Genomic DNA, 25,853 nt, shown 5'->3' with positions numbered 1-25,853 from the left:
ATGGATTTTCGTATTATTAATGACGAAACTTTACCTAAAATAATGGAATTATGGGATTATTGCTTTGAAAAAAACGATACTCCTTTTTTTAAGTGGTATTTTAATGAATACTGCTTAAAAGAAAATATGGTGCTTGGCGGCTTTGATGAAAAATCCGGCAAATTGATGAATATGCTGCATTTGAACCCTTATACTATCAATTTGCGTGGAAGGTATTTGAAATTGCCTTATATTGTCGGCGTTGCAACAGCGCCGGAATACAGGGGCAGACATTTATTTGCTCCGCTTCTGGAAACTGCTTTTTCGGTTTTACGGACTCAGGGTCAGGCATTTGTTTTATTAATGCCGATCAGTGCCGGTATTTACCGTCCATATCAGTTTGATTACTGTTATTACAGGCATCGTTACGAGATGCCTTTGGCCGCATTGCCCAAAGGCAATAAAGTTTCTGATATGACATTGCACCGAACCGGACTGGAGAAGGCCGAAGTTTTCCAAAAGGTCTATGATACCGTGACTGCAGCTTATCACGGCGTAGTAAAACGTGATTTAAAAAACTGGCTGCATTTACTGGCAGTTCATCAGGGTGAACAGATTAAAGCGGTGCTTGTTAAACGCGGCGAAAAAGTTGCTGGCTATATGTTTTACAGCATTGATGATAAAACATTTGCTGTGCAGGAACTTATGGCAGAAGAAACAGCGGCGCGTGATTCTCTGCTGCAGTTTGCCAGACAGCATGTTACTGAAGCTGAAAATTTCAGCTGGCTGGCAGAAGTCTGGGATAAAACGTACCTGCATTTACAGGATCAGAAGTATGCTGGCAGTTTGCAGCCGTTTATGATGGCACGCTGCATTAATGTGCGTCAGGCACTTTTACAGCTGACTGACATAGCTGCAGATGTACAGGGAACATTGTCTTTGCTGATAAATGATAAAACCCTGCCTCTTAATAACGGGTTATTGAAACTGGAAATAAATGCCAGTCAGATCAATATTAAGAGTACAGTGGATATGCAGGATATTGAAATGGATGTAGCAGCCTTTACACAGTTATATTTTGGTCAGTTTTCCGTACAGGAACTAGCTGCTGAAAACAGGCTGAAGATACATAATCAGGAAGCGGCTTCATTGTTAGACAGGCTGTTTCCCAAGTGTCATAATTATATTAACGAGTATTTTTAACCGCATCTTATTTTGGAGGCTGAGTTTATGAGTACAATCAGACGTATTTTTGTGGAAAAGAAAGATGCTTTTGCTGTTGAAGCACATGGATTATTATCCGATCTGCGCAATAACTTAGGCATGAAAAATCTGACAGGCATCAGAATCTTAAATCGTTATGACGTGATGGGCGTCAGTGATGAAGAATTTGCTGCTGCAAGAAAAATAGTGTTGTCGGAACCTCCGGTAGATACTGTTACTGACGAAATTTTTGAAGTGCCTGCAGGCTGCTGTGCTTTTGCCGTGGAATATCTTCCCGGACAATATGACCAAAGGGAGGATTTTGCCGAACAGGCTATTCAGCTGATTACGCAAAAAGAACGTCCGATGGTAGCTTCTGCTAAAATTTATATTTTAGAAGGAAATTTGACTGAAGCAGAACTCGCTAAAATCAAAAGCTACTGTATCAATCCTGTTGAAGCCAGGGAAGCAGAGTGGGAGAAACCTGCCACTTTGATCGCGACCTGTGAAGAACCTGCCAGGATTAAGTCGGTTGCCGGTTTTTTGACCAAGAACAGCGATGAAATGGAAGTGCTGCGCCAGGAAATGGGTCTGGCAATGAGCTTGGAAGATATGATGTGGTGTCAGAAATATTTTAATGAAGAACACCGTGAACCTACTATTACCGAAATAAAAGTACTTGATACTTATTGGTCCGATCACTGCCGTCATACGACTTTTATGACGCAGATAGAAGATGTTGAAATTGAAGCCGGCGAGTATAATAAACCTATTCAAGCGGCTTTCGATAAGTATATGGCTACCCGTGACGCTGTTTACGGAGAGGATACCGAGCGCCCGGTAACATTGATGGATATCGCTGTTATCGGTATGAAAAAACTGCGTTCGGAAGGTAAACTTGACGATTTGGACGTTTCTGAAGAGATCAATGCCTGCTCGATTGTTGTTCCGGTAGAAATAGACGGTAAAACAGAAGAATGGCTAGTTATGTTTAAAAATGAAACGCATAATCATCCTACGGAAATTGAGCCATTTGGCGGCGCAGCTACCTGTTTGGGAGGTGCGATCCGCGATCCGCTTTCAGGACGTTCCTATGTTTATCAGGCTATGCGCGTTACCGGTTCTGCTGATCCGCGCGTACCGATCGAAGCAACTCTGCCAGGTAAATTACCTCAAAGAAAAATAACTGTCGGTGCTGCTGCCGGGTACAGTTCTTATGGTAATCAGATAGGTCTGGCAACCGGTCATGTACAGGAATATTATCATGATAAGTTTGTTGCTAAACGAATGGAAATCGGCGCTGTTATTGGCGCTGCTCCGCGTGATACTGTACGTCGTGAACGTCCGTCTGCAGGCGATCTGATCGTATTACTGGGCGGCCGTACCGGACGTGATGGCTGTGGCGGCGCAACCGGTTCGTCTAAAGAACATACTGTAGATTCGCTGCTTTCCTGTGGTGCTGAGGTCCAGAAAGGTAATCCTCCTACAGAACGTAAAATCCAGCGTTTGTTCCGCAACCCTGCTGTTACGGCGATGATTAAGCGCTGTAATGACTTCGGTGCAGGCGGCGTTTCCGTTGCTATTGGTGAACTGACTGACGGTCTGGTCGTAAATCTTGATAAAGTTCCTAAAAAATATGAAGGGCTTGACGGTACGGAACTGGCGATTTCTGAATCGCAGGAACGTATGGCCGTCGTAATTGAAGCTAAAGATCTTGATGATTTTATTAAACATGCTGATAAAGAAAACCTGGAAGCCACAGTTGTAGCTGAGGTTTCTGATAACCCACGTCTGGTTATGTACTGGCGCGGAGAAAAAATCGTTGATTTGGCACGGGCATTCCTCGATACCAATGGTGTAGCGCAGCATACTAATATCACAGTTAAAGCTGCGGAAGGCGAAAATGCTTTTGATAAAGTACCTGAATGTGTTAATAAAGCTGCTTCTCTGGAACAAGCCTGGCTGGGAAATTTAAACCGTTTAAATGTCTGCAGTCAGAAAGGACTTTCCGAACGTTTTGACAGCACTATTGGCCGCGGCACGGTATTGATGCCATTTGGCGGAAAAACACAATTTACGCCGAGCGAAGGTATGGTTTGCCGATTACCGGTGCTCAATGGCACGACTACTGCCGCTTCGGTCATGGCCTGCGGCTATCATCCTGATGTTGCGTGCTGGAGCCCGTTCCACGGCGCAATGTATGCAGTAGTTGAGTCTGTTGTGCGTGCAGTATGCCTGGGTGCTGACCCTGATAAACTGCGTCTGACTTTGCAGGAATATTTCCCCAAGCTTAATAATACTGAAGTTTGGGGACAGCCGTTCAGCGCTCTTTTAGGTGCTTTTACAGCTTTAGACGCGCTTGATTTGCCGGCTATTGGCGGTAAAGACAGTATGTCTGGTACTTTTATGGATAAAACAGTGCCGCCGACACTTGTTTCTTTTGCTGTTGATGTTATCGATGGAGAAAAAGCTGTTTCTGCAGAATTTAAAGCAGCTGGTCATAAAGTGGTATTCCTGTCCTGTCCGCGCGATAATGCTGAAGTTTTGGATTTTGCAGTGTTGCGTAAAAATATGCGTGCTGTACATAAAGCGGTTCTGGCAGGTAAGGTGCTTGCCGCTGCTGCTGTAAAAGAAGGCGGTATTGCCGCTGCAGTTACTACTATGTGCCTTGGCAATCAGCTGGGTTTTGAATTCATTAAACCGTTCCAGGATACTGAGCGTTTATTTACGCTGCAGCCTGGTGGTATGGTGCTGGAACTGGCAGACGGAACCAGTATCGAAGAATTGTTTGACGGTCTGGACTGTATGCTTCTGGGTCATCTGACAGCAGAACAGTTTATCTCCATCAACGATAGCGCTATCAGGCTTGACGCGGCTCAGGAAGCATATCTGGAACCGCTGCAGGAAATTTTCCCCTATAAAATCGAAGAAAAAGCTCAAGGTGAATTAAATCAGCCGTTATATAGAGCGGATTTGCCGCTGACAGCTCCTGTGACCTTAGCAAAACCGCGGGTCTTTATTCCGGTATTCCCGGGACAAAACTGCGAATATGACAGTGCCAGAGCTTTTGAAGAAGCCGGTGCGGTTGCAGACGTATTTATCATTCGCAATCTTACTGCCCAGGCTATTGATGAGTCAGTAGAAAAGATGGTCAGCATGATCAAAAATTCTCAGATCGTTATGCTGCCGGGCGGGTTCAGTGCCGGTGACGAGCCGGACGGCAGCGGTAAGTTTATCGCTACCATGTTCCGTAATCCCAGGATCAAAGAAGCGGTAACTGAATTTCTGAATGAACGTGACGGTTTAATGCTTGGCATATGCAATGGTTTCCAGGCACTGGTAAAATTAGGTTTGCTGCCTTATGGCGAAATCAGAGATCTGGAAACAGAATCTCCGACACTGACCTTTAATAATATTGGCCGTCATGTATCGCAGATCGTCGACACCCGTATCGTTTCCAATAAATCTCCATGGCTGAGTGAAGTAGAACCCGGTGATATCCATGCGGTAGCAGTATCTCATGGTGAAGGCCGTTTCTATGCGCCTGAATCTGTTATCAAAGAGCTGTTCAAAAACGGACAGGTCGCAACGCAGTATGTAGACCCACAGGGAGTTCCTACTATGGAAATGCCCTATAACCCCAATGGTTCGCTGTATGCAATCGAAGGCATTACCAGTCCCGACGACGGACGCGTTTTCGGTAAAATGTGCCACAGTGAACGCTTTGTAGATGGTCTGTATCGCAATATTACTGGCAATAAAGATCAGAAAATCTTTGTTTCCGGTGTCAACTACTTTAAATAATAAAATGAAAACGCGCACCTGCAATGCAGATGCGCGTTTTAGTTTGTGGACTTACAGTTTAAAAAGCATATCTATCGGGCGGTCTTTAACAGGCTCGATTTTAGCTTTTTTTTCAGGGTGGTCGATCAGATCCAGTTCTTCAGTACGTATTTTACCGCATTTATTTTCAAAATCGTCGATGATCCACTTCAAAATCTGTTCAATCTCTTTGTTGACAGAACGGCCGTTGTGATCAGCAATTACTTTTAATTTTTTCATAATCAGGGGATGAATACGCAGAGTAAAACGAGTTTGGTCCATAATTGCTCCTCCTAAAAAAAATATGACATCAAAGAAACATCAATCTAACGTCGCTAAGTTTATTATAAAGAAAATATTTTATTTTGACAAGTTGTCACAAAGATTTTTTAGTTGGTGTGGACGATTTGTGATAAAATAATGACAAATGTTAAATATTCGGAGGCAAAAATGAAATTAGACGTAAATAAACAATACAGCGGCTTTGTGATCAGGCAGGCTGCTTATATCGACGAGATTCAGTCAGAAGCATATGTGATGGAGCACACTTACAGCGGTGCCAGACTTTTATATTTAGGTAACAATGATGATAATAAGGTTTTTTCGATCAGCTTCAGGACGCCACCGTATGATGATACAGGTGTGGCGCATATTTTAGAGCATTCAGTGTTGTGCGGTTCGCGCAAGTATCGCTTAAAAGAGCCATTTGTAGAACTGGTTAAAGGTTCAATGAATACTTTTCTGAACGCAATGACTTATCCTGATAAGACTATGTATCCGGTTGCCAGCCGCAACGCCAAAGATTTTCAAAATCTGATGGATGTTTATCTGGACGCTGTTTTTTATCCGCTGATTTATGAAAATCCCTATACCCTGCGCCAAGAGGGCTGGCATTATAATATTGAGGAACCGACGGACGCTTTGAGCTATAACGGGGTCGTCTATAATGAAATGAAGGGCGTATTTTCTTCTGCTGATGCTTTGCTTGACTATGAGGCAATGAAGGCATTGTTCCCCGACACGCCGTACAGCTTTGAATCCGGCGGCCATCCGGATGCTATCCCAGAATTGACTCAGGAAGCTTTCGAGCATTTCCATACCACTTATTACAGCCCTGAAAATTCATTTATTTATCTGTATGGCGATATGGATATCGAAACAACACTGCAGTATCTGAACGACGAATATTTGAGCGGCTTTAAACGCACCAGCGCAGTGAACTCGGAAATACCTCTGCAGAATGCTTTTGCCAGAACGCAGGAAGTTCTTGGCACTTATCCGGTTGGAGCTGACGAAGCTACCGAAGATAAAACTTATCACGAACTGCATATAGTTACTGGTGATGCACGTGATGTTAAAACCTCGATGGCATTAAGAGTATTGGAAAGTGTTCTGCTGGAAGGCAATTCGGCGCCGCTGCGTCTGGCGTTGCTGCAATCCGGTGTTGCCAAAGACATTAGCGGCTCTTATGCCGGAAGCTACCGCCAGCCGATCTTTTCGATTAAAGCCGCCGGTTCCAAACCGGAACAGCGCGATAAATTTATCAGTATTATTTATCACACGCTGCAGCAGCTGACGATCAACGGCATCGATAAAGAGCTGTTAGAGGCACATCTCAATTATTTGGAATTTAAGCTGCGGGAAGCTGATTTCGGCGCTTATCCCAAAGGCTTGATTTATGGTATCAGCGTGATGGATTCCTGGCTGTATGACGGAGATCCTTTAGCAGGTCTGCGCTATACTGAGGCTTTACAGCAGCTGCGCGAAGGTATCAAAACACGTTATTATGAGCAGCTGATTGAAAATTATCTGCTGGATAATACCCATAAGGTTATAGTGACTCTGGATCCTGAGCAGGGGAAAGAGGAACGGGAGCAGGAAGTACTGGCAGAAAAAATGGCTGCGCTCAAAGCGTCGATGGATACTGAAACTATCGCCCAAAATATCGAACTGTGCAGCGAACTGCACAAACGCCAGGCTGCAGCTGATACTGCCGAGGCGCTGGAAACGATCCCGCTGTTGGAACGCAGCGATATCAGACGTGAAGTAGAAGTTACAGAAACTGTTTTGAAACAGCTGGGAACAAACGATATCTTATATGTACCGGCTTTTACCAATAAAATAGCTTATCTGAACTGGTATTTTGATTTGACAGGTATTGATAAAGATCTGTTGCCTTACTGTTATCTGCTCAGTGATGTGCTTGGAAAATTTAATACCGACAAGTATACCTATCAGGAGCTGGCCACGGCCTCTAACAAATATACCGGCGGTGTTTCTTTCCAGATGCATGCTTACTCAGCTGCCGACGACGCTAACGATTATACGATCAAGTTCACCGTTCAGGCTAAAGCGCTGACAGCTAATCTGGATAAATTGTTCGACATTCTGCAGGCAGTTGCGCTTGGCAGTAAAATAGACGACGCCAAACGGCTGCAGGAAATTTTAGACGAAGTAAAAACAGATTGGGACAGCAGCTTCTTCTCTCGGGGGCAGACTGTAGCCTGTACCCGTCTGGCTTCATATTTTTCAACGGCAGCCCGAGTCAATGAACAGGATCAATTCAGCTATTACGAATTTTTAAAAGAGCTGTCAGCCGACTTTGCTGGCAGGGCAGAGGATACCTTAGCAAAATTAAGGCAGCTGTTGGGTATTTTCTTTGAAAGCAGCAAATATCTTCTGGCTTATTCCTGTGAAGAAAGCGAACGGATGCTGGTTTTAGAGCAGGCTCTGAATTTTGCAGCTTTACTGCCGCAGTCAGCTGTTGCCGGTAAAACACCGCAGTTTTTAGAGGCGCCGGGAGAAAATGAAGGGATCATGACACCCGGCAAGGTACAATATGTTGCTGCCGGCGGTGATTTTCACAAATTTGGCTATCAGTTCCACGGCGCAATGAAGGTACTGGAAATTATCCTGCGTTACGAATATCTGTGGACTAAAATCAGGGTACAGGGCGGCGCTTACGGTGCGACGGCGCGTTTTGACCGTAACGGGACCATGTTTTTTGCTTCCTACCGTGATCCGAAGCTGAAAGAATCGCTGCAGGCATATTATGATATGCCGTCCTGGCTCGAAAAACTGGAGCTCTCGGAACGTGAGCTGACAAAATACATCATCGGCACGATCAGCGGTCTGGATACGCCTCTGACCAACTCCATGCGTTTGGAGCAGGCTGGAGTTTATCATCTAAAACAGGTAGATACGGCAATGCGGCAGCAAATGCGCAGTGAGATCATAGACCTGACGAATGCCGACCTGCAGAAGCTGGCGCCGCTGATCAGGGATACACTAAGCGAGAAGTATTTGTGTGTTGTGGGCAGCAGCCAAAGTATCGAAGCTAATAAAAATATTTTTACTAAAACTCAGCATATTTAAAGCTGGTTCAAAAGTGAAGTCGAACATAGAGCTGCGGCGCTTTGTTCGACTTTTATTTATTTCTATGCTATATTTGTAGTAGAAATCGAGTGAGAAATGGGGCGTTACGATGACTGAAGTTAGCTTGGGCAAAACAGGGATCACTGTCAATAAAAACGGTTTTGGCGCACTGCCGATCCAGAGGATACCGCAGGACGACGCAGTAAAATTGGTGCGCAGGGCGTTTGAACGAGGTATAAATTTTTTTGATACGGCCCGTAGTTATACGGACAGTGAAGCAAAGCTTGGCGTCGCGCTAAAGGGTATCCGCGAGCAGGTATTTATTGCGACTAAAACACCGTCTGTTACAGCAGCAGGATTCTGGAATGACCTGGAAACCAGTCTGCGCCTGCTGCAAACTGATTATATAGATATTTATCAATTTCATAATCCTGCCTTTTGCCCTAAACCGGGTGACGGCAGCGGCTTGTATGAAGCGATGCAGCAGGCCAGGGAACAGGGGAAGATCCGTTTCATCGGCATTACTAACCATCGTTTGGCAGTAGCCGGCGAGGCCATAGAATCTGACTTGTATGCAACGCTGCAGTTTCCTTTCAGTTATCTGACGACTGAGAAGGAACTGGAGCTTGTCCGTGCATGTGCTGCTCACGGCATGGGCTTTATTGCCATGAAGGCACTGGCGGGAGGGCTGATAAATAATTCTGCAGCCGCTTATGCTTATTTGGCGCAATTTGATCATGTACTGCCTATTTGGGGTGTGCAGCGTGAAAATGAACTGGATGAATTTTTGAACTATATCGACTGCCCACCGCTTCTGACAGCAGAGCTGCAGACAGTAATCAATAAAGACCGGCAGGAGCTGATCGGCAGTTTCTGCCGTGGCTGCGGCTATTGTATGCCTTGTCCGGTAGGAATAGAGATCAATTCCTGTGCCAGAATGTCGCTGATGATCAGGAGAGCACCGCAGGCAGCGCAGCTTACTGACAAGGCCCAGGCTATGATGAAAAAGATCGAAGACTGCCTGCACTGCGGTAAATGTAAGGCAAAATGCCCTTATGGCCTGGATACTCCCAGACTGCTGGAAGAAAACTATCAGGATTATCGAGAAATATTAGCGGGAAAGATGATCTGAAGCAAACTGCTTAAAAGCGCAGGCTTAGTGCCTGTGCTTTTTTATATAGTTTTGTCTACAGAAAAAGCAGGGAGTTACAGTAAAGATTTTTTAAGAAAATTTAAAAAAGTAAAAGGAGAAACGCAATTTATGGCGAATACAATCAGGTAACCTAAATTGTGAAAACTTAGAGGAGGCAGAAGAATGCATACTTACAGTATGGAGCTTGGCGGCAGAACGCTTACCATGGAAATCGGTAAGATCGCTAAGCAGGCAAATGGAGCCGTATTGGTTCGTTATGGTGATACCGCAGTAGTTGTTGCGGTAACTGGTACAAAAACACCCAGGGAAGGAGTAGACTTCTTTCCGTTGACTGTAGATTTTGAAGAAAAAATGTACGCTGTCGGTAAAATCCCCGGCGGCTTTATCAAACGTGAAGGTCGTCCCGGCGAGCAGGCCATTTTGACCAGCCGTCTGATCGACCGTCCGATCCGTCCGATGTTCCCTGACGGGTATCATAATGATGTGCAGATAGTAGCTACTGCTGTATCTGTTGACCCTGATAATGCTCCGGATATGCCGGCAATGATCGGCGCTTCCTGCGCTTTATCTATTTCCGATATCCCCTTCGAAGGCCCGATCGCAGGTGTACGCGTTGGTCTTGTCGATGGTGAATTTGTTATCAATCCTACTGTGGAACAGGCTAAGGTCAGCCTGCTGAACCTGGCTGTTGCCGGTACTAAAGACGCTATTTTGATGGTTGAGGCCGGTGCGAAAGAAGTTTCTGAAGAAACAATGCTTGACGCTATCTGGTTTGCCCACGGCGTTATTAAAGAGCTGGTAGCCTTCCAGGAAAAAATCATGGCTGAAGTCGGTAAACCTAAAATGGAAGTTCCTGTTTATGAACCTCCTGCTGAAATCGCTGCCGAGATCGAAGCCTATGGCGCAGATAAACTGAAAGAAGCTTTGATGGATGCTAATAAATTAGAGCGTGAAGAAAACGTTGCTAAGGTAAAAGCTGAAATCGCAGAAGTTTTCATTGAAAAATATCCTGATAATGCAAAAGACGTAGCTTACATCACGCAAAAGCTGGTGAAAAAGATCGTTCGCCGTACTATTTCCGTTGATAAGATCCGTCCTGACGGACGTCAGCTGGATGAAGTACGTCCTGTTACCTGCGAAGTAGGCCTGCTTGCACGTCCGCATGGCAGTGCGCTCTTTACCCGCGGCCAAACTCAGATCCTCAACGTTCTGGCACTCGCTCCGCTGCGTGAAGCACAGATCCTTGACGGTTTGGGAGTAGAAGATACTAAACGTTATATCCATCATTATAATTTCCCTCCGTACAGCGTTGGTGAAACCAAACCCATGCGCAGTCCCGGACGTCGTGAGATCGGTCACGGCGCTTTGGCAGAACGTGCTTTACTGCCGGTCATTCCTTCCGAAGACGAATTCCCGTATGCTATCCGTCTGGTTTCCGAAACTCTGGAATCTAACGGTTCTTCCTCTATGGGCAGCGTCTGCGCCAGCACCCTGTCTTTGATGGATGCAGGCGTACCTATCAAAGCACCTGTAGCAGGCGTAGCCATGGGTCTGGTCAAGGACGGCGAATATTTCACTATCCTCACCGATATCCAGGGTCTGGAAGATGCCTTGGGCGATATGGACTTTAAAGTTGCCGGTACTGATAAAGGTATCACTGCAATCCAGATGGATATCAAAATCGACGGTATCAATAAAGATATCTTCACCCAGGCTTTGGCACAGGCTAAACGCGGCCGCGATCATATCATGGGTATCATGATGGAATGCATTTCCGAACCGCGCAAAGAGCTGTCTCAATATGCTCCGAAAATCACTACGATCAGCGTAGATCCTGAAAAAATCAGCAAAGTAATCGGCCCCGGCGGCAAAATGATCAAAAAAATCGTTGAAGAAACCGGTGCTAAAATCGATATCGACGATAGCGGTAAGGTTTTCATCGCTGCAGTAAACAGCGAGTCTGCTGCTAAAGCTATTGATATGATCCACGGTATCGTTGCTGATGCTGAAGTTGGCAAGGTTTATACCGGTAAAGTTACCCGCCTTATGAATTTCGGCGCTTTTGTCGAGATCCTGCCGGGTAAAGAGGGTCTGGTCCATATTTCCCAACTTTCTACCGAACGTGTAGGCAAGGTTGAAGATGTGGTTTCTGTTGGCGATGAAATCGTTGTCAAAGTAACCGAGATCGACCAAAAAGGTCGCATCAACCTTTCCCGCAAAGCTGTTTTGGCTAACGGTTTGGAAAAATAAGCAAGAAATTTAAGATCCCGCTGATTCCTTCGGCGGGATTTTTTATAAGCGAGGTGTACTATGAAAGTAAGAGGCTTTGAAAAAATCACTAAATATGCTGCGGTCGAGTTTTCGATGCCGGAGCGTAAAACACAGAAATCTGCAGGCTATGATATCTGTCTGCCGGAAGATATAGAACTGCTGCCAGGAAAATTGCAGCTGGTACCGACTGGTATCAAGGCCTATATGCAGGATGACGAATATTTAGGCGTGCATATCCGTTCCAGCATCGCCGTAAAAAAGCATATTTCTCTTGTTAATAATCAGGGCATCATTGATGCCGACTATTATAATAATGCAGATAACGAGGGCCATATCATGCTGGCGTTGCTTAATATGGGGACTGAACCTGTAGCGCTTGCCAAAAATGAGCGTGTGGCCCAAGGCATCTTTTATAAATATCTTGTAGCAGACGGAGATGCCGATATTGACAAAGCTGTTCGCGGCGGCGGTTTTGGCAGTACCAAGTCCTAATGATTTGATCGCTGTATAATATCTTTAAAAACATAAAAAAACACAGGCTAGCAAGCCTGTGTTTTTTGTTTTCTAAAATCCCCTTTATATATTAAGAGCAGAGAATTATGCTATATCAACAAAAAATTTAAAATAATTATTTCCGCTTGCTTCGGCTGGCGGTTTTTTTATGCCTTAAAAAACGCGCAGATGCCGACAGTTTTAAAGCCTTTGGCGTAATGCGCCGGGCAAGACTAGCAGACGGGTTATACAGGCTCAAAGTAAGTGTCTTGCGGGGGGGGTACACAAGTGCTATAATAACTATAACTATTACTTTTGACAAAGTTTTTGATGTAAAACAAAATAAGAAACGTTTTAGTTTAGAAATTTCAAACTAAAACACTAATGTTTTTGATGGCTGAGGTGAAGTATGTACGATGAAAGCTGGCTGCCGCGTATCGGCAGTAATATCCGCCTGCTGCGCGGTGCCTGTCAGTTCAACCAGCAGCAGTTTGCCGAACGTATCGGCATCAGTCAGACCCATCTGAGTAATATCGAGCATAACAATGTGCAGGTCAGCCTAAAGCTGCTGGTACGCAGCGCCAATGTTTTGGGCTGCACGCTGGAAACACTTCTGGACAGAAAAGCGGCGGCTGAATGGGCACAGGCACATGATGCCGAGGCTGACGAACAGGCGGCGGGTGCAAAAAGTGAGCGTGTTACTGAAACTGCCGCCGCAGAAACTGACGAACAGGATCAGTACTCGCTGGAGGAAGTGCGCCTGCTGCTGAAACTGCTGCAGCTGAGTAAGGGCCGCTGAAGGCATTTTTACAGTTTGGATAAAAACTCTCAATACCCAGCTCCGCAGTAATAACTGCGAGGATATAAACAAGTTTTTCTAAGGGGCGTCGCGGCAGAACAAAAGCAGCAAAGACCGAAAAAGACTGAACTGGGAAAGAAAGGAGGCGCAAAGTGGCAGAACAAATACATATCGGTTTTGGGATCGACAAAAACTTCGGCAGATTCGCCGGGATCATCATCACCTCGCTGGTGCATAACAATATCGCTAACGAACTTATCATACATATCGTCTATGACGAATTATTGCCGGAGGATATGGACAGATTAAAAAAGACGGAACAGTTATACCGTAACCTGACACTGCACTTTTACCAGATCACCAGCACTGAGGGGATGACCTTTATCGTACCGCCGGGGCATATCACGCAGGCGATGTATTATCGCTATCTGTTTGCCGAAATGCTGCCAAAATCAGTTAAACGGCTTATCTATCTGGATGCCGACATCATCTGCAAAGACGACATCCTGCCGTTGTGGCATACCGATCTGCAGGGCAGAGTTTTAGGAGCTGTACGTGACTGGGGTGAAGCCAAAAGCTGCGGACGTATCGGTTTGAAGAATGGCCGCTATTTTAATTCCGGCGTGCTGTTGATGGATCTTGTAAAGTGGCGGCAGCAAAAGCTGACGCAGAAGCTGTTCCGATGGCTGGAACAGGTAGGCAACACCAAAATACTCTGGGGCGACCAGGACGCACTCAACGGCGTTATCGATGGCTGGTTTACCGAACTGCCGAAAATTTATAACGGTATCGTCATCAACAACACGACACTGAACGAGGAACTGGATGTAGTGCTGGTGCATTATATCGATTATATCAAGCCGTGGCATATCTATTATATGGACAGTGGCGCCAAAGAATTGTACTGGGAGTACGTTAAAAAATCACTGTGGAGCGATCTGCGGCCTGTTGACGGCAAAAGTGTTCAGACGGTGATGATGACAGCGCGGCTGCTGTATAAGCAGGGTAAATATGCCGAATCGGCGTCGTATTACGAAGCCTTATTAAAATATTTTTTGAAAGACAAATATGAATGATGAATTTGGGAAGGAAGTATGCAAATGTCTCGTAAAGCAGGTTTAGCCAAGAAAATAGCCCATACCCTGATGGCGATGTCGATCGTCTATTCCAGCGGCATCAATATAGTCGTCAACGAGGTGTATGCCGCAGAAAAAATAAAAGAAATTACTACCGGCGGTACTTTTACGGAAAGCGGAACTGCCGGCAATGATTATGATGACGGTGGAGGTGGAGGCATTACTGATGGTGAAGATCTAAGTTATACCGGAGTGATCAACACGAGCGATCTTTCCGGTCAGCTCATCTCAATTAAAGCGACTGGCGGCAAGGGTGGTGAGGATAATGCCGACTACCCAACAGTAAAGCAGGGGGCTAAAGGCGGCGACGCTATCGCTAAAGTAACGATAGACGGAACTCTGAGCAGCGTCACAACAGGAGATATAGCAGTAAGTGCTTACGCAGGAGCGAATGGCAGCGCTTACCAGGGAACGTCCGGCGTTAGCGGTGCGGCAGCGGCTTACGGGCTCGAGCTTAAGCATGATCTTACTATTACAGCGGCTGATATCACTGTAAAAGCTGGAATGACTTATCATACTCCGGGAATAGGTGGTAGAACGGATATAGCTGGAGACAAACATAGCGAAGCGATGGCAGTAGGCCTTAAGGTGGACAGCGGTACTGTTGATTTTACTGCCGGTAAGATCAAGGTTATCGCTGATAGTGAAGTTTATAATTTAAATGTTGATGTAATCGCGACAGAAAGAACTAAATTGTCTGATGGCGGTGATGCAGCAGCTTATGGTATCCAGGTCAATGGCGGCGAGGTAAGCGCAAAGCTGACCGGAGATATAGTGTTTGATAAGGTTCTCGGTGCAGATGGCAGCGGCACAAGGACAGAGGTCAGTACTGGTAAAGGTGTTGACGTAGGCAACGGTGGCAATGCCTATGCTTACGGCGTTGATGTAAACGGCGGGATAGCTCATTTAGACTTGCAAAACATAACCATCGATAACGTAACATACAGTGGTAACTATATAAATGGCGGCGTCGGTGGTATAGGTGCTGGTACCGGTAATTCAGCGGCTGCAGCCGGCAAGACCGGCAATACCGGAAAGATCACTGCATTTGGCGTCAATGCCGAAGGTGGACGGACCGACGGTAACATAAAAACAATAAAAATTGAACTTACGAATAAGAATGGTAATGACAGCAGCGATGTTGTAAACAGGATCAGTGGCAACGGCGGTGCCGGCGGAGCTGTTTATGCAGCCGGTATCAGCAGTACAGGCGGAGCAGTACAGCTGAATGTTGCGGAGGCAATTGACATTAAAGCTACTGCCGGTAACGGTGGCAAGTTAAACTGGCTAGAACTGGAAAGTGAAGGTTTACTGACAGCGACAGGAGCGGTGCAGTCTGCTGCAGGCAAAGGCGGCGAGGCATTGGCCGCCGGCATTGATAACCGGGGCGGCAGCAGTAATGTTACAGCTAAAGATATCAAGATCACGGCCATTGGTGGCAGTGGCGGCACTAGTGCTTATAGACTAGAAAACGTATCAGAGGCTGATGCGGCAATATTAGCTGCCGAAAGGGTAAGCGGCGAAGGCGGCGAGGCGACAGCTATCGGCTTACAAAATACGGACGGCAGCCTGACGGCAGATGTACAGAAGCTGGAAATAACTGCTACCGGTGGTGCTGGCGGCGCGGGATTGAGCACCTATAGTACGATCAGCGGCGCTGGCGCAGACAGTGGAGCTGCGGCCGCTTACGGTATCAATGTTTTAGGCGGATTAGCAGAAAATTTGACAGTGGCTGAAATTACAGTGCAGGCTACCGGTGGTACCAGCCAAAAACCTCGCAGTGGTTTTGTAAATGCTACCGGGGCTGGAGTAACCGGCGGCAAGGGCGGGGCTGCTGCTGCCTATGGCGTCAGTAACAGCGGCGGCAGTGCCGGCGTAACAGTGGCTAAAATTACGATCAGTGCTAACGGCGGCACTGGCGGCGCAGGCGGTGACGGCGGTGATGGCGGCAGTGCCAATGCTTACGGTGTTTTTGGCAGTGGCAGCAGCCGTACTGTGATCGTTGCAGATAAGATTAGTGCAGAAGCTGTTGCTGGTGCTGGCGGTGCAGGAGCTACTAGTTCTAATGATGGTTATGATAGTGGTGTCGCTACATCAGGCAGTGACGGAGCCGCTGGAAAAGAAGCGAAAGCTTATGGTGTGTATGCCAATCAGGGGGCGGTAATCGATTTGAGTGCGAAAAGCGGCGACACTATCAAGAGCGGTGCTAAAGCTGCCGCTGGTAGTGTGACTAACGAAGCCTACGCAGTTTATGCCGATAAAGGTACAGTTCTATTTGGCAGTAATGCCGAGCTGAATACCAGTGACGGAGCTTCAACACCGGATAATAATGTACTGACATCTTTGAACAATGCTACCCTTGGCTTCAGCGGTACCAGTTCCGACAGGAAGGTTACCGGCGGCACCCTGCAGCTGTCAGGCAGTAATGCATTTAGGGTAACGACAGACCTGGCAAATAACAAATCGGACAGATTTAATTTTGCTAAGCTGGCATCTGGCAGCAGTATGGAAGAACAATACATTACTGTTGGTTATGACAAAGCTTTTGACGGCAGCAGTGCTGATAGTATCAGCGGCAGTAATGTTGTAGTTTTGAGTGTTGCTGACCTGAACGGTCAGACACTGGGTAATTTCGTTGGGAAGGAAAGTATAATGGATGACCCGCTTTCTCGTTTTTCGGCAACACCGACTGTAGTAGTTGATGATACAGAGGTTCGGATAAGTAAAATCGATTTGAACAAAGATATTGGACCGTCTGATACGATGATTATCAGTAATGACGCGAGTTTGGCATTGCGCAATGTTTGGCGGATCGAAGGCAACAACGTTATGAAACGTATGGGTGAGCTGCGCAGTGGTACCGAAGCGGGAAAAGGCGGCGTCTGGGCCCGCTACTATCGCGGTGAGCTGAGTGCTGACAGTAATTATGACAGTAGTTTCAGTCAGGATTACACAGGCTTTCAGGGCGGTATAGACAAAGTGCAGGACTACAAAGGCGGTAAGCTTTATACAGGTATCGCCGTCAACCGCATCGACAGCAACGCCGGCTATACGGCAGGCAGCGGTGATCTGAGCAGCACAGGAGTGGGCCTGTATGGCAGCTGGCTGGGCAGCAAGGGACATTATCTGGATGTTATCGCCCGCGGCAGCAAGCTGACTAATGACTTTAAACTGGTCGATTTAAGCGGCAATGCCGCCAAAGCCGATTATGATACATGGGCTTACGGTATCAGCGCCGAATACGGCTACAGACAGGACCTGAACGCAGGCTGGTTCGTAGAACCGCAGGCCGAACTTAGCCTGGGCCATATTAGTAGAGTTGATTATACAACGTCTAATGGTGTCAGCATCCGGCAGGATGGAGTTAACAGCGCTATTGTACGCTTAGGCTTCTTGGGTGGTAAAGAGTTTAGCATTGGCGGGCGCCCGAGCAATGCCTATGTCAAAGCATCACTGCTGCACGACTTCGGCGGCAACGGCGGTTCAACAGGATATTATGGCATTAAAAGTTTGGCTATGCAGACAGGCGACCTGACTGGGAGCTGGTATGAAATCGGGTTGGGCGCAAATTTGGGCATTGCCAAAAACAGCAATTTGTATTTTGATGCGCTGAAAACTTTAAATAGTACGGTTCGTACCGACTGGCAGTTTAACGCCGGGTTGAGATTCACGTTCTAGCAGATTTACAAAATAAAAAGGCTATATAAAACTTTAACAGCATACAGAAAAACAATGGCGGTATGGATATTATTTCTGTATCGTCGTTGTTTTTCTGACTATATCTCGTTGCAGTGAAGAAAAACAAAAAACTCTGCCTATGAGGGCAGAGTTTTGCGGACGATTGAGTTTTATTGCTTATTACACCAGCTTTTTGAAGTAGCTGTTGACGAACATCAGATAAAAGACTATCGAAATCGCCATTGTTGCCAGTTCTGCGAAAGGTACAGAGAGCCAGATGCCGTTGATGCCTATCAGTGAAGGCAGGGTAAATAAGGCTGCCAGTACGAATATCAGCGAACGCAGCAGCGAGATGATGCCTGCGATCAGTCCGTTACCTATAGCGGTATAGAAGCCAGCGATAAAGATATTGAAGCCCAGGAAGATAAAGCAGTAGGAGAACATCCTGAAACCGTGTACTGCTAAATCAATGACCTGCTGGTTATCGCCGATGTACCAGGAGATGATGTTGGCGCCGTAAAAACGGGCTAAGGTGAAGACCGCCAGGGAGCCAAAAAGAATGGCTTTTTTACAGTGATCGATGATCTCGCCCAGGCGTTTTTTGTTTTGCGCGCCGTAGGCATAGCTGATAACCGGCTGTGCGCCTGTTGCTATACCAAGATAGATGCTGATGAGGAAGTAGAAGATGTTGATGTTGACGGCCATAGCCGCAACGCCATCCTCGCCGGCAAATTTGATAATGGCGATATTAAAGAAAATCGTTACGATACCCGAGGAAAGCTCGGTGAGCATTTCGCCGGCGCCGTTGAAGCTGGACTTGATAAAGTACCATTTGTTCCAGTGGAATTTGGTAAATTTCAGGTTTGTTTCGTAGAGTTTAAAATAAACCAGACCCATCAGCGTGGAGATGGCAATCGAGGTGATCGTAGAGATCGAGGCGCCGAAAACACCCCAGCCTAAAACAACGATCGTATAATAGTCTAAGACGATGTTGAGGATAAAGCCTGTTAAGGACATTACCAGAGAATAGGCAGGTCTGCCGTCCAGACGGATATAATATTCGAGGAACAGCTTGACCGCCAGGATCGGCGTACCTAAAATCATATATTTAAGGTAAGTTTTACAATCTTCAAACAGCAGCGCTGTAGAACCCAGAGAATAAATAATACGGTCCATATTAAAGTAAGCGACGATTGCAAAAATTGCCGTAAATCCCGTCAGGAACCAGAACATTGAGGTGAAGTAGGTATTGGCTAAGCTGCGTTTGCCTTCGCCCAGCTTAATGCCGACCAGGGCACAGGAGCCGCAGGTAAACATGACGGCCAGACCCCAGATAAGGTTTGAGTAAGGCAAGACGATATTGATAGCGGCCATGGCGTTAGTTGATACGTATTGTGCCAGGAACCAGCTGTCGATCGCTGAATAGAACGATACCAGGACCATTGTAACTACGGACGGGAAAATATATAAGATGAAGTCCGAGAAACTTTGTTTTACATTTATTTTGCTGTACATTTGGGACACCCTTTCCGAAACTTGCGCAAGTTCCTGTATCTATATCCTACCTTAGCGGTAATATTAAAGCAAATGAGGAATATTGAGGAGATTGAAGGAGATTGGAGGAGCTTTGAGGAGTTTGGGAAAAAATTTGTTTCCCGGATTTTAAATCGTGATAGAGGCCTTAAATCGCCTTTAGTTACAAAAAAAGTAAAAAATGTTATATTTTAAAGAAATTTAACGTTTTTGTTTGACAAGTGTATAGCGCAGAGATATAATAAATCCAATAGAATATTATTAGATAGAGGAGCGGAAAGCAAGAGTACTTCGCGGAGAGGGATCGCTGAAACGAAGGAAAGGGTAACCGCCGAAGTATAACGGCAGCCATGCGGTTATGCTGGGCCGTCGGTAAAAAACCGCCGGACTGTCGCCTTACAGGCGGAGGGCTATCTCAACTATGCAGATTATATTTGTATGTAACAATGCTGTTGACCGTTGAGTATTGCTCTCAACGGTTTTTGATTTTTATAAGGAGTGTGAAATTAATGATTAAGGTTTTAGTTAATGGCGCTTTGGGACGTATGGGCAGCGAGGTCGTGAAAACTGTTCTTGAACAGGAGGATATGGAGCTTGTTGCCGCAGTCGATGCTTTCGGCGCCGATAAAATGATTCAGGTTAAAAACGGTAATCAGATGGCAGTAGCTACTGATCTTAAAGCCAAACTGATGGTAGTAAAGCCTGATGTAGTTGTTGATTTTACCCGTCCTGATGTAGTAATGGCATCACTGCGCACAGTGCTGTCGGCAGGAGTTCGTGCGGTTGTTGGTACAACAGGCTTCAGCGAGGCTGATCTGGCAGAGCTGGATGAGTTGGCTAAAGCTAATAATACAGGTATTCTGATCGCTCCTAATTTTGCTTTGGGGGCAATATTGATGATCAAGCTGGCCTGCGAGGCAGCAAAATATTTTCCTAATGTTGAGATCATTGAACGTCACCATGATAAAAAGCTTGACGCTCCTTCAGGGACTGCGGTTATTACAGCCCAGCAAATCGCCGAGGTGCGTCAGGAAATGCACCAGGGACATCCGGAAGAAAAAGAGTTGCTGGCAGGTGCCCGCGGCGCTGATTATAAAGGTATGAAGATCCACAGCGTGCGTTTACCCGGATATGTTGCTTCTCAGGAGGTCATTTTCGGAAGTCAGGGCGAAACTCTCCGCATCAGCAACGAACCGGTCAACCGTGAATGTTATATGCCCGGTGTGATGCTTGGCTGCCGCAAGATGATGGATAAAGTTGGTTTGACTTATGGCTTGGATAAGCTGTTATAATAAAATTTATGGAGGGGAAGCAGATGAAAAAATATAATGTGGCTATTTTAGGCGCTACCGGAGCGGTAGGAGCCGAGTTTTTGAAACTTATCGAGGAAAGAAACTTTCCGTTTTCCGAATTACGCCTGCTGGCTTCTAAACGCAGCGCCGGTAAAGAAATAGCTTTTATGGGTAAAACCTACACTGTTGAAGAAGCTACTTTCGATTCCTTTAAAGGTATAGATATCGCTTTGTTTGCAGGCGGTTCCATTTCTAAAGATTTCGCTCCGCATGCGGTGAAAGCCGGCGCGGTGGTCATTGATAATTCCAGTGCTTTTCGTATGGACCCTGAGGTACCGTTGGTAGTGCCGGAGGTCAATCCGCAGGCTATTTTGAAGCATAAAGGTATTATCGCCAACCCAAACTGTTCTACTATTATTATGGTTATGGCTTTAAAACCTATTTATGACCTGGCAAAAATAAAGCGTGTCATCGTGTCTACTTATCAGGCTGTTTCCGGTGCCGGCAAAGAAGGTATCGACGAGCTTGACGCTCAGGTGCGGGATCATAGTGAGGGCAGGGAAATGACTGCGAATATCCTTCCTTCCGCCAGCGCTGAGAAGCATTATCCTATTGCTTTTAATCTGATTCCTCAAATAGATGTTTTCTGCGATAATCTTTATACTAAGGAAGAAATGAAGATGGTCAATGAAACGAAAAAAATTATGGAGGATTATGAAATGCGGATCACTGCTACTACGATCCGCGTACCTGTTTACCGCAGTCATTCCGAGTCTGTAAATATCGAGCTGGAAAAAGAAGTCGATCTGGGGGCTATGCGCGAAGCGCTGGCAAAATTCCCGGGCGTTACTGTTCAGGATGATCCTTCTAAGCAGGAATATCCGATGCCGTTATATACTTCCGAAAAAGACGATGTTTATGTAGGACGTCTGCGCAGGGACGAATCATGTGAGAAGTCTTATAATATGTGGGTCGTCGGCGATCAGATCCGTAAAGGCGCTGCGCTGAATACTTTACAGATCGCCGAAACGATGATCAAAAACGGCTGGATCTAAGATAGGAGAGCGACACAGTTCATGAAAATTTTAGTGCAAAAGTTCGGCGGTACTTCCGTTGCTTCACAGGAAGCGCGCATCGCTGTTAAGGATAAGGTGCAGAAAGCCGTACGCAGCGGTTTTGCTCCGGTTGTAGTTGTTTCTGCGATGGGACGCAAAGGAGAACCTTACGCTACCGATACCCTGATCAAGGTACTGAAGGAAACGAATCTTTCAGTCAACGTGCGCGAACTGGATATGATGATGTGCTGCGGCGAGATCATGGCAGCCTGCGTTATGGCAGCGACGCTGCAGAAATTCGGGATCAATGCTATGGCGCTTACGGGCGGTCAGGCCGGGATTATTACGGATTCTCAGTTTGGTGCGGCACGGATCAAAAATATCAATGTCAGCAATTTGCATCATTTATTGGAATCAGGCGTTATTCCTATTGTCTGCGGGTTTCAGGGCATGACGGAAAATAACGGCAAGTTTACTACTTTGGGCCGCGGCGGCAGTGATACTACGGCTGCTGCAATAGGCACCGCTTTGCATGCTGAATGTGTCGAGATTTATACTGATGTCGAAGGCATTATGACAGCGGATCCGCGTTTGGTAAAAGAGGCTTCGATATTGAAGCAGATCTCCTACGGCGAAGTTTGTCAAATGGCGCATCAGGGCGCAAAGGTTATCCATCCGCGCGCAGTAGAGATCGCAATGAAGAAAAATATACCGCTGATCGTAAAATCTACGTTCAGCGATGCTCCCGGCACACTCATTACAAATGATTGTGCAGAAACGGAAGAGGATACTTCTATCAATGAGCGCAGGCTGGCCAGCGGTGTAACTCATCTGACCGATCTGGCTCAGTTCCGGGTTGCGCTCAATCCTGAGGATATCGCCAGCGGCCGCAAGCTGTTTGAGGATCTGGCTGATGCCGGTATCAGCGTCGGCTGTTTGAATTTATCCGAGAGCAATGCTATGTTTGCGGTTTTTGCCGATGATGTGGAACATACAAATAAAGTTTTAAATGGTACAGATTTTGAATATACTTTAACCGAGGATTGTGCCAAGGTTTCGGTTGTCGGTTCGGCGATGCGCGGCGTACCCGGTGTTATGGCTAATTTTGTTGCAGCGCTTACCGGCTGCAAAATAAGCATCCTGCAGACTGTGGATTCTGATACGACTATCTCCGCGATAATCAAACAGGAACATCTGATCGATGCTGTGAAGGCGCTTCATAAAGCGTTTAAATTATAAGCGAGGTGTAAGTAATGAAAAATCCTTATTTTGGCAGACTTTTGACCGCTATGGTCACTCCTTTTAATGCTGATGGCAGCGTCAATTATGAAAAGGCGGCTGATCTGGCTGAATGGCTTATCAATAATGGCTCTGACGGCTTGGTCGTAGCAGGCTCTACCGGCGAGGCTGCTACTATGAGTGCGGAGGAAAAACTGGAATTGTTCCGCGTAGTTGTTAATCGTATCAATAAACGCGTGCCTGTTATTGCTGGTACAGGTTCTAATAACACTGCTGATTCTGTCAAAATGACGAAAATGGCCGAGGCAATGGGTGTCGATGGCGCTTTGATAGTTGGTCCGTATTACAACAAGCCGACACAGGAAGGGTTTTACCAGCATTTTGCAGCTGTAGCGCAAAGTACAGGATTGCCTATCATTGTTTATAATGTTCCGGGACGTACAGCTTCCAATATCTCTCCGGCAATAGTAGCACGTCTGGCTGCTGATTTTGAGAATATTGTTGCGATCAAAGAAGCCGCAGGCAATGTTGCTCAGGTTGCCGAGCTTTATTCGGTTCTGCCGGAAGAGTTTACGATCTACAGCGGTGACGACGGACTGATTCTTCCGTTTATGTCTGTCGGCGCGACCGGGCTTATTTCTGTGCTCAGCAATATTGGCGGCGGTATCTTGCAGGACGTTATGCAGGCTTATGAAGACGGCCGCGTACGCGAAGCTGCAAAATTGAATGCCAGAATGGTGCCGTTGGCAAACGCTATGTTTATCGAAACCAATCCTATCCCGGTAAAAGCTGCGGTAACGCTCGTTACTGGCATTGATGCAGGTCAGCCGCGTCTGCCGCTGACCCCGATGGAACCGGCAAATAAAGCAAAAATGGTCGCCGTTCTCCAAGAATACGGCCTTGTAAAATAATGGCGAAATTAGTAGTGATAATTCAGTGTGACATCGTGCAGAAAAAATGCGTTGGTTATGCCTGCATGAAATCGTTTTATGAGCGCAGCGGCAGATTTACCGGTTATGATGCCGATACCAAATATATGACGATTACCTGCGGCGGCTGCTGTGGTGCTGGTGTAGCCGGAAAAATCGAAGATTTGAACCGTAAACTTAAACGCTGGGGTGATGATCGCAGGGATGTTGTGGTACATTTAGCATCGTGCGTCGTATCAGACAATTATCACCGTCCGCCTTGTCCACATAGAGACTACATCAAGACAATCGTAGAACGTAAAGGTTACCCTGTTATTTTTGGTTCGTATATTTCCAAAACTGCAGAGAAAAAACGTCAGGACGGCATTTACGAAGCTTTTTAATGCTTGCTGCTACCGTAGTTTTATTATAAAACTACGGTAGTTTTTCTGTGTTTGGGGCAGGATTTTTACCCTCGGTACAGAATTTAATAATTATCGAATTAAATAAGACGCTTAAAGCTGTCAGATTCAGCAAACAGGCTGAGGCCGCGGAGAATGCCGGCAAATATACCGGTCTTGTCGGCAATAATATTTGTGAAGATTGGTTTAGGAGGTAGTTTTTTGTGATTAAAAAAATTTTATTTTTGTGTATGATGCTGATGATATTGCTGATGCCTAAAGGACCTGTGGAGGCAGCAGGTATTACTGCTTATGAAAAATTTATCAGCCCGGCCTACTGGACGGAACATAATGCCGACGGTGATAAAGTAGTGCTAAATGCGGCGGGCGTAGAGGCTTTCAATAAAAAGATCATTGCCGCATCGCCGACAGTTTATGATATGGCCGCTTATCCTAAAACCCTGAGCGGTAAAACGGTAGCAACTTATGTCAATACGCATACAGATTTGAGTGATGAACTGTACCGGGAAGGTAAGCTCGTCAGTGATAATTATAAAAATATTCTGCGTTCGCAAACTAATGCGGCGGCAATACCGGCTGAGGTCACTGTGCGTTATGGCGTTACTGTAAGGCGTGCTAATCTGCGTAATCTGCCGACAGGTGAAGGTTTGTTTTTTTATGCCAGTGACCGTAATTTTGATGCTTTGCAGGAAACCGCTTTGGATCCGGGCGAGGCTGTCGCTATTTTGCATACCAGTACTAACGGTTATTTTTATTATGTGCAAGCGTATAATTACCGTGGCTGGCTGTCTAAATTTGATGTTGCCGAAACTGACCGCAGTACCTGGTTGCGTTATGCGGAGCCTAAGAATTTTCTGACCGTAGTTGCTAAGGATTACACATTAAAGGCGGACGGAGCTCAGGTTTTATTTCAGCAGGGCGCTCGTTTGCAGCTGGCTGATAAAAAAGCATCTGCTTATACGGTGAAGGTTCCTGTCAGGACTAAAGAGGGCAAGCTGCAGGAAGAGAAGGTAGTTTTGGCTGCCAATGCTTCGCTGCACGAAGGTTATCTGCCTTATACGACTAATAATATTATCCGCAGCGCTTTTAAATTTTACGATTCTGTATACGGTTGGGGCGGACTGCAGCAAAGCGTCGATTGTTCCAGTTTTATCAGTAATGCTTACCGTACAGTAGGTATTTTTCTGCCGCGCAATGCTGACGAGCAGGAAACAAGCGCTGGTATTCATAAAAAAATGGGCAATATGAGCAGTGCTCAGCGTGCCAATGTCATAAAAGGTTTAACTCCTGGTTCTACACTGCATATGGACGGACACGTGATGTTGTATCTCGGTTCCTCCAACGAGATTCCCTATGCTATTCATTCTCTGGGCAGCCATTATACGGGCGGTACGCGTCATAGTGTAATGAAGGTCGTTGTCAGTGATTTGAATCTGCAGAAATCAAATGGCAACACCTATTTGGATGAGTTGACTACCTGTGTAACTTTCAGATAA

The 25,853-nt window shown here is 46.1% G+C and carries 17 protein-coding genes and 1 riboswitch; of the genes, 15 read left to right on the top strand and 2 right to left on the bottom strand.

All coding sequences use genetic code 11. From position 1 onward, the window contains the following. Both PFJ30894_RS08400 and PFJ30894_RS08395 read left to right on the top strand, forming a co-directional pair. Positions 1-1,182, top strand: coding sequence for a GNAT family N-acetyltransferase (locus tag PFJ30894_RS08400; protein WP_125669552.1), 1,182 nt, complete (start codon positions 1-3; stop codon positions 1,180-1,182). A 27-nt stretch (positions 1,183-1,209) separates the two neighbouring features. Continuing rightward, positions 1,210-4,986, top strand: coding sequence for a phosphoribosylformylglycinamidine synthase (locus PFJ30894_RS08395; RefSeq protein WP_125669551.1), 3,777 nt, complete (start codon positions 1,210-1,212; stop codon positions 4,984-4,986). Between the two features lie 51 nt (positions 4,987-5,037). Here the strand turns inward: PFJ30894_RS08395 and PFJ30894_RS08390 are convergent, their stop codons facing one another. After that, entirely contained in the window at positions 5,038-5,286 is a 249-nt protein-coding gene (locus tag PFJ30894_RS08390; protein ID WP_125669550.1) for an Arc family DNA-binding protein, read from the bottom strand. A gap of 168 nt (positions 5,287-5,454) precedes the next feature. Between PFJ30894_RS08390 and PFJ30894_RS08385 the strand changes: the two genes are divergently transcribed. The 7 genes from PFJ30894_RS08385 (at position 5,455) to PFJ30894_RS08355 (ending at position 17,908) form a co-directional block, all read left to right on the top strand. After that, on the top strand, positions 5,455-8,379 hold the full coding sequence (locus PFJ30894_RS08385) for an insulinase family protein (protein ID WP_125669549.1): 2,925 nt from the start codon (positions 5,455-5,457) through the stop codon (positions 8,377-8,379). A gap of 109 nt (positions 8,380-8,488) precedes the next feature. Continuing rightward, on the top strand, positions 8,489-9,511 hold the full coding sequence (locus PFJ30894_RS08380) for an aldo/keto reductase (RefSeq protein ID WP_113076951.1): 1,023 nt from the start codon (positions 8,489-8,491) through the stop codon (positions 9,509-9,511). Positions 9,512-9,694: 183 nt separating this feature from the next. After that, positions 9,695-11,782 carry a polyribonucleotide nucleotidyltransferase gene (locus tag PFJ30894_RS08375; RefSeq protein ID WP_113076952.1) on the top strand — a complete coding sequence of 696 codons (2,088 nt, stop codon included), beginning with the start codon at positions 9,695-9,697 and terminating at the stop codon, positions 11,780-11,782. Between the two features lie 60 nt (positions 11,783-11,842). Then, complete coding sequence (locus PFJ30894_RS08370; RefSeq protein WP_113076953.1) at positions 11,843-12,295, top strand: dCTP deaminase/dUTPase family protein; 453 nt, start codon at positions 11,843-11,845, stop codon at positions 12,293-12,295. Between the two features lie 409 nt (positions 12,296-12,704). Beyond that, positions 12,705-13,094, top strand: a complete 390-nt coding sequence (locus PFJ30894_RS08365; protein ID WP_125669548.1) for a helix-turn-helix domain-containing protein — start codon at positions 12,705-12,707, stop codon at positions 13,092-13,094. 152 nt (positions 13,095-13,246) lie between these two features. Beyond that, entirely contained in the window at positions 13,247-14,170 is a 924-nt protein-coding gene (locus PFJ30894_RS08360) for a glycosyltransferase family 8 protein (protein WP_125669547.1), read from the top strand. 24 nt (positions 14,171-14,194) lie between these two features. Then, on the top strand, positions 14,195-17,908 hold the full coding sequence (locus PFJ30894_RS08355; RefSeq protein WP_167457048.1) for an autotransporter outer membrane beta-barrel domain-containing protein: 3,714 nt from the start codon (positions 14,195-14,197) through the stop codon (positions 17,906-17,908). A 180-nt stretch (positions 17,909-18,088) separates the two neighbouring features. Here the strand turns inward: PFJ30894_RS08355 and PFJ30894_RS08350 are convergent, their stop codons facing one another. Continuing rightward, positions 18,089-19,423 carry an MATE family efflux transporter gene (locus PFJ30894_RS08350; RefSeq protein WP_113076957.1) on the bottom strand — a complete coding sequence of 445 codons (1,335 nt, stop codon included), beginning with the start codon at positions 19,421-19,423 and terminating at the stop codon, positions 18,089-18,091. Between the two features lie 276 nt (positions 19,424-19,699). Continuing rightward, positions 19,700-19,862: riboswitch (Lysine riboswitch) on the top strand. 88 nt (positions 19,863-19,950) lie between these two features. On the opposite strand from PFJ30894_RS08350, the gene dapB reads away from it, so the two are divergent. The 6 genes from dapB to PFJ30894_RS08320 all read left to right on the top strand — a co-directional run bounded on the left by dapB (position 19,951) and on the right by PFJ30894_RS08320 (position 25,853). After that, positions 19,951-20,733: a 4-hydroxy-tetrahydrodipicolinate reductase gene (dapB, locus tag PFJ30894_RS08345; RefSeq protein WP_125669545.1), complete on the top strand. Its 783-nt coding sequence runs from the start codon at positions 19,951-19,953 to the stop codon at positions 20,731-20,733. Between the two features lie 23 nt (positions 20,734-20,756). Next, positions 20,757-21,788: an aspartate-semialdehyde dehydrogenase gene (locus PFJ30894_RS08340; protein WP_125669544.1), complete on the top strand. Its 1,032-nt coding sequence runs from the start codon at positions 20,757-20,759 to the stop codon at positions 21,786-21,788. A gap of 21 nt (positions 21,789-21,809) precedes the next feature. Beyond that, positions 21,810-23,027: an aspartate kinase gene (gene dapG / locus PFJ30894_RS08335; protein ID WP_125669543.1), complete on the top strand. Its 1,218-nt coding sequence runs from the start codon at positions 21,810-21,812 to the stop codon at positions 23,025-23,027. Between the two features lie 14 nt (positions 23,028-23,041). Beyond that, a complete protein-coding gene (gene dapA / locus PFJ30894_RS08330) occupies positions 23,042-23,938 on the top strand; it encodes a 4-hydroxy-tetrahydrodipicolinate synthase (protein ID WP_113076961.1) in 897 nt (298 codons plus the stop codon). Further along, complete coding sequence (locus PFJ30894_RS08325; protein ID WP_021718521.1) at positions 23,938-24,339, top strand: CGGC domain-containing protein; 402 nt, start codon at positions 23,938-23,940, stop codon at positions 24,337-24,339. The genes dapA and PFJ30894_RS08325 overlap by 1 nt, the downstream gene beginning before the upstream one ends. A gap of 221 nt (positions 24,340-24,560) precedes the next feature. Further along, positions 24,561-25,853, top strand: coding sequence for an SH3 domain-containing protein (locus tag PFJ30894_RS08320; RefSeq protein ID WP_125669542.1), 1,293 nt, complete (start codon positions 24,561-24,563; stop codon positions 25,851-25,853).

The organism is Phascolarctobacterium faecium (assembly GCF_003945365.1).
GTDB classification, from domain to species: Bacteria; Bacillota; Negativicutes; order Acidaminococcales; family Acidaminococcaceae; genus Phascolarctobacterium; species Phascolarctobacterium faecium.
This window is presented reverse-complemented; position numbering and strand designations above follow the sequence as displayed.

Coding starts and splice junctions, on each gene's coding strand:
- PFJ30894_RS08400 (WP_125669552.1), top strand. CDS start 1: ATGGATTTTCGTATTATTAATGACGAAACTTTACCTAAAATAATGGAA.
- PFJ30894_RS08395 (WP_125669551.1), top strand. CDS start 1,210: ATGAGTACAATCAGACGTATTTTTGTGGAAAAGAAAGATGCTTTTGCT.
- PFJ30894_RS08390 (WP_125669550.1), bottom strand. CDS start 5,286: ATGGACCAAACTCGTTTTACTCTGCGTATTCATCCCCTGATTATGAAA.
- PFJ30894_RS08385 (WP_125669549.1), top strand. CDS start 5,455: ATGAAATTAGACGTAAATAAACAATACAGCGGCTTTGTGATCAGGCAG.
- PFJ30894_RS08380 (WP_113076951.1), top strand. CDS start 8,489: ATGACTGAAGTTAGCTTGGGCAAAACAGGGATCACTGTCAATAAAAAC.
- PFJ30894_RS08375 (WP_113076952.1), top strand. CDS start 9,695: ATGCATACTTACAGTATGGAGCTTGGCGGCAGAACGCTTACCATGGAA.
- PFJ30894_RS08370 (WP_113076953.1), top strand. CDS start 11,843: ATGAAAGTAAGAGGCTTTGAAAAAATCACTAAATATGCTGCGGTCGAG.
- PFJ30894_RS08365 (WP_125669548.1), top strand. CDS start 12,705: ATGTACGATGAAAGCTGGCTGCCGCGTATCGGCAGTAATATCCGCCTG.
- PFJ30894_RS08355 (WP_167457048.1), top strand. CDS start 14,195: ATGTCTCGTAAAGCAGGTTTAGCCAAGAAAATAGCCCATACCCTGATG.
- PFJ30894_RS08350 (WP_113076957.1), bottom strand. CDS start 19,423: ATGTACAGCAAAATAAATGTAAAACAAAGTTTCTCGGACTTCATCTTA.
- dapB (WP_125669545.1), top strand. CDS start 19,951: ATGATTAAGGTTTTAGTTAATGGCGCTTTGGGACGTATGGGCAGCGAG.
- PFJ30894_RS08340 (WP_125669544.1), top strand. CDS start 20,757: ATGAAAAAATATAATGTGGCTATTTTAGGCGCTACCGGAGCGGTAGGA.
- dapG (WP_125669543.1), top strand. CDS start 21,810: ATGAAAATTTTAGTGCAAAAGTTCGGCGGTACTTCCGTTGCTTCACAG.
- dapA (WP_113076961.1), top strand. CDS start 23,042: ATGAAAAATCCTTATTTTGGCAGACTTTTGACCGCTATGGTCACTCCT.
- PFJ30894_RS08325 (WP_021718521.1), top strand. CDS start 23,938: ATGGCGAAATTAGTAGTGATAATTCAGTGTGACATCGTGCAGAAAAAA.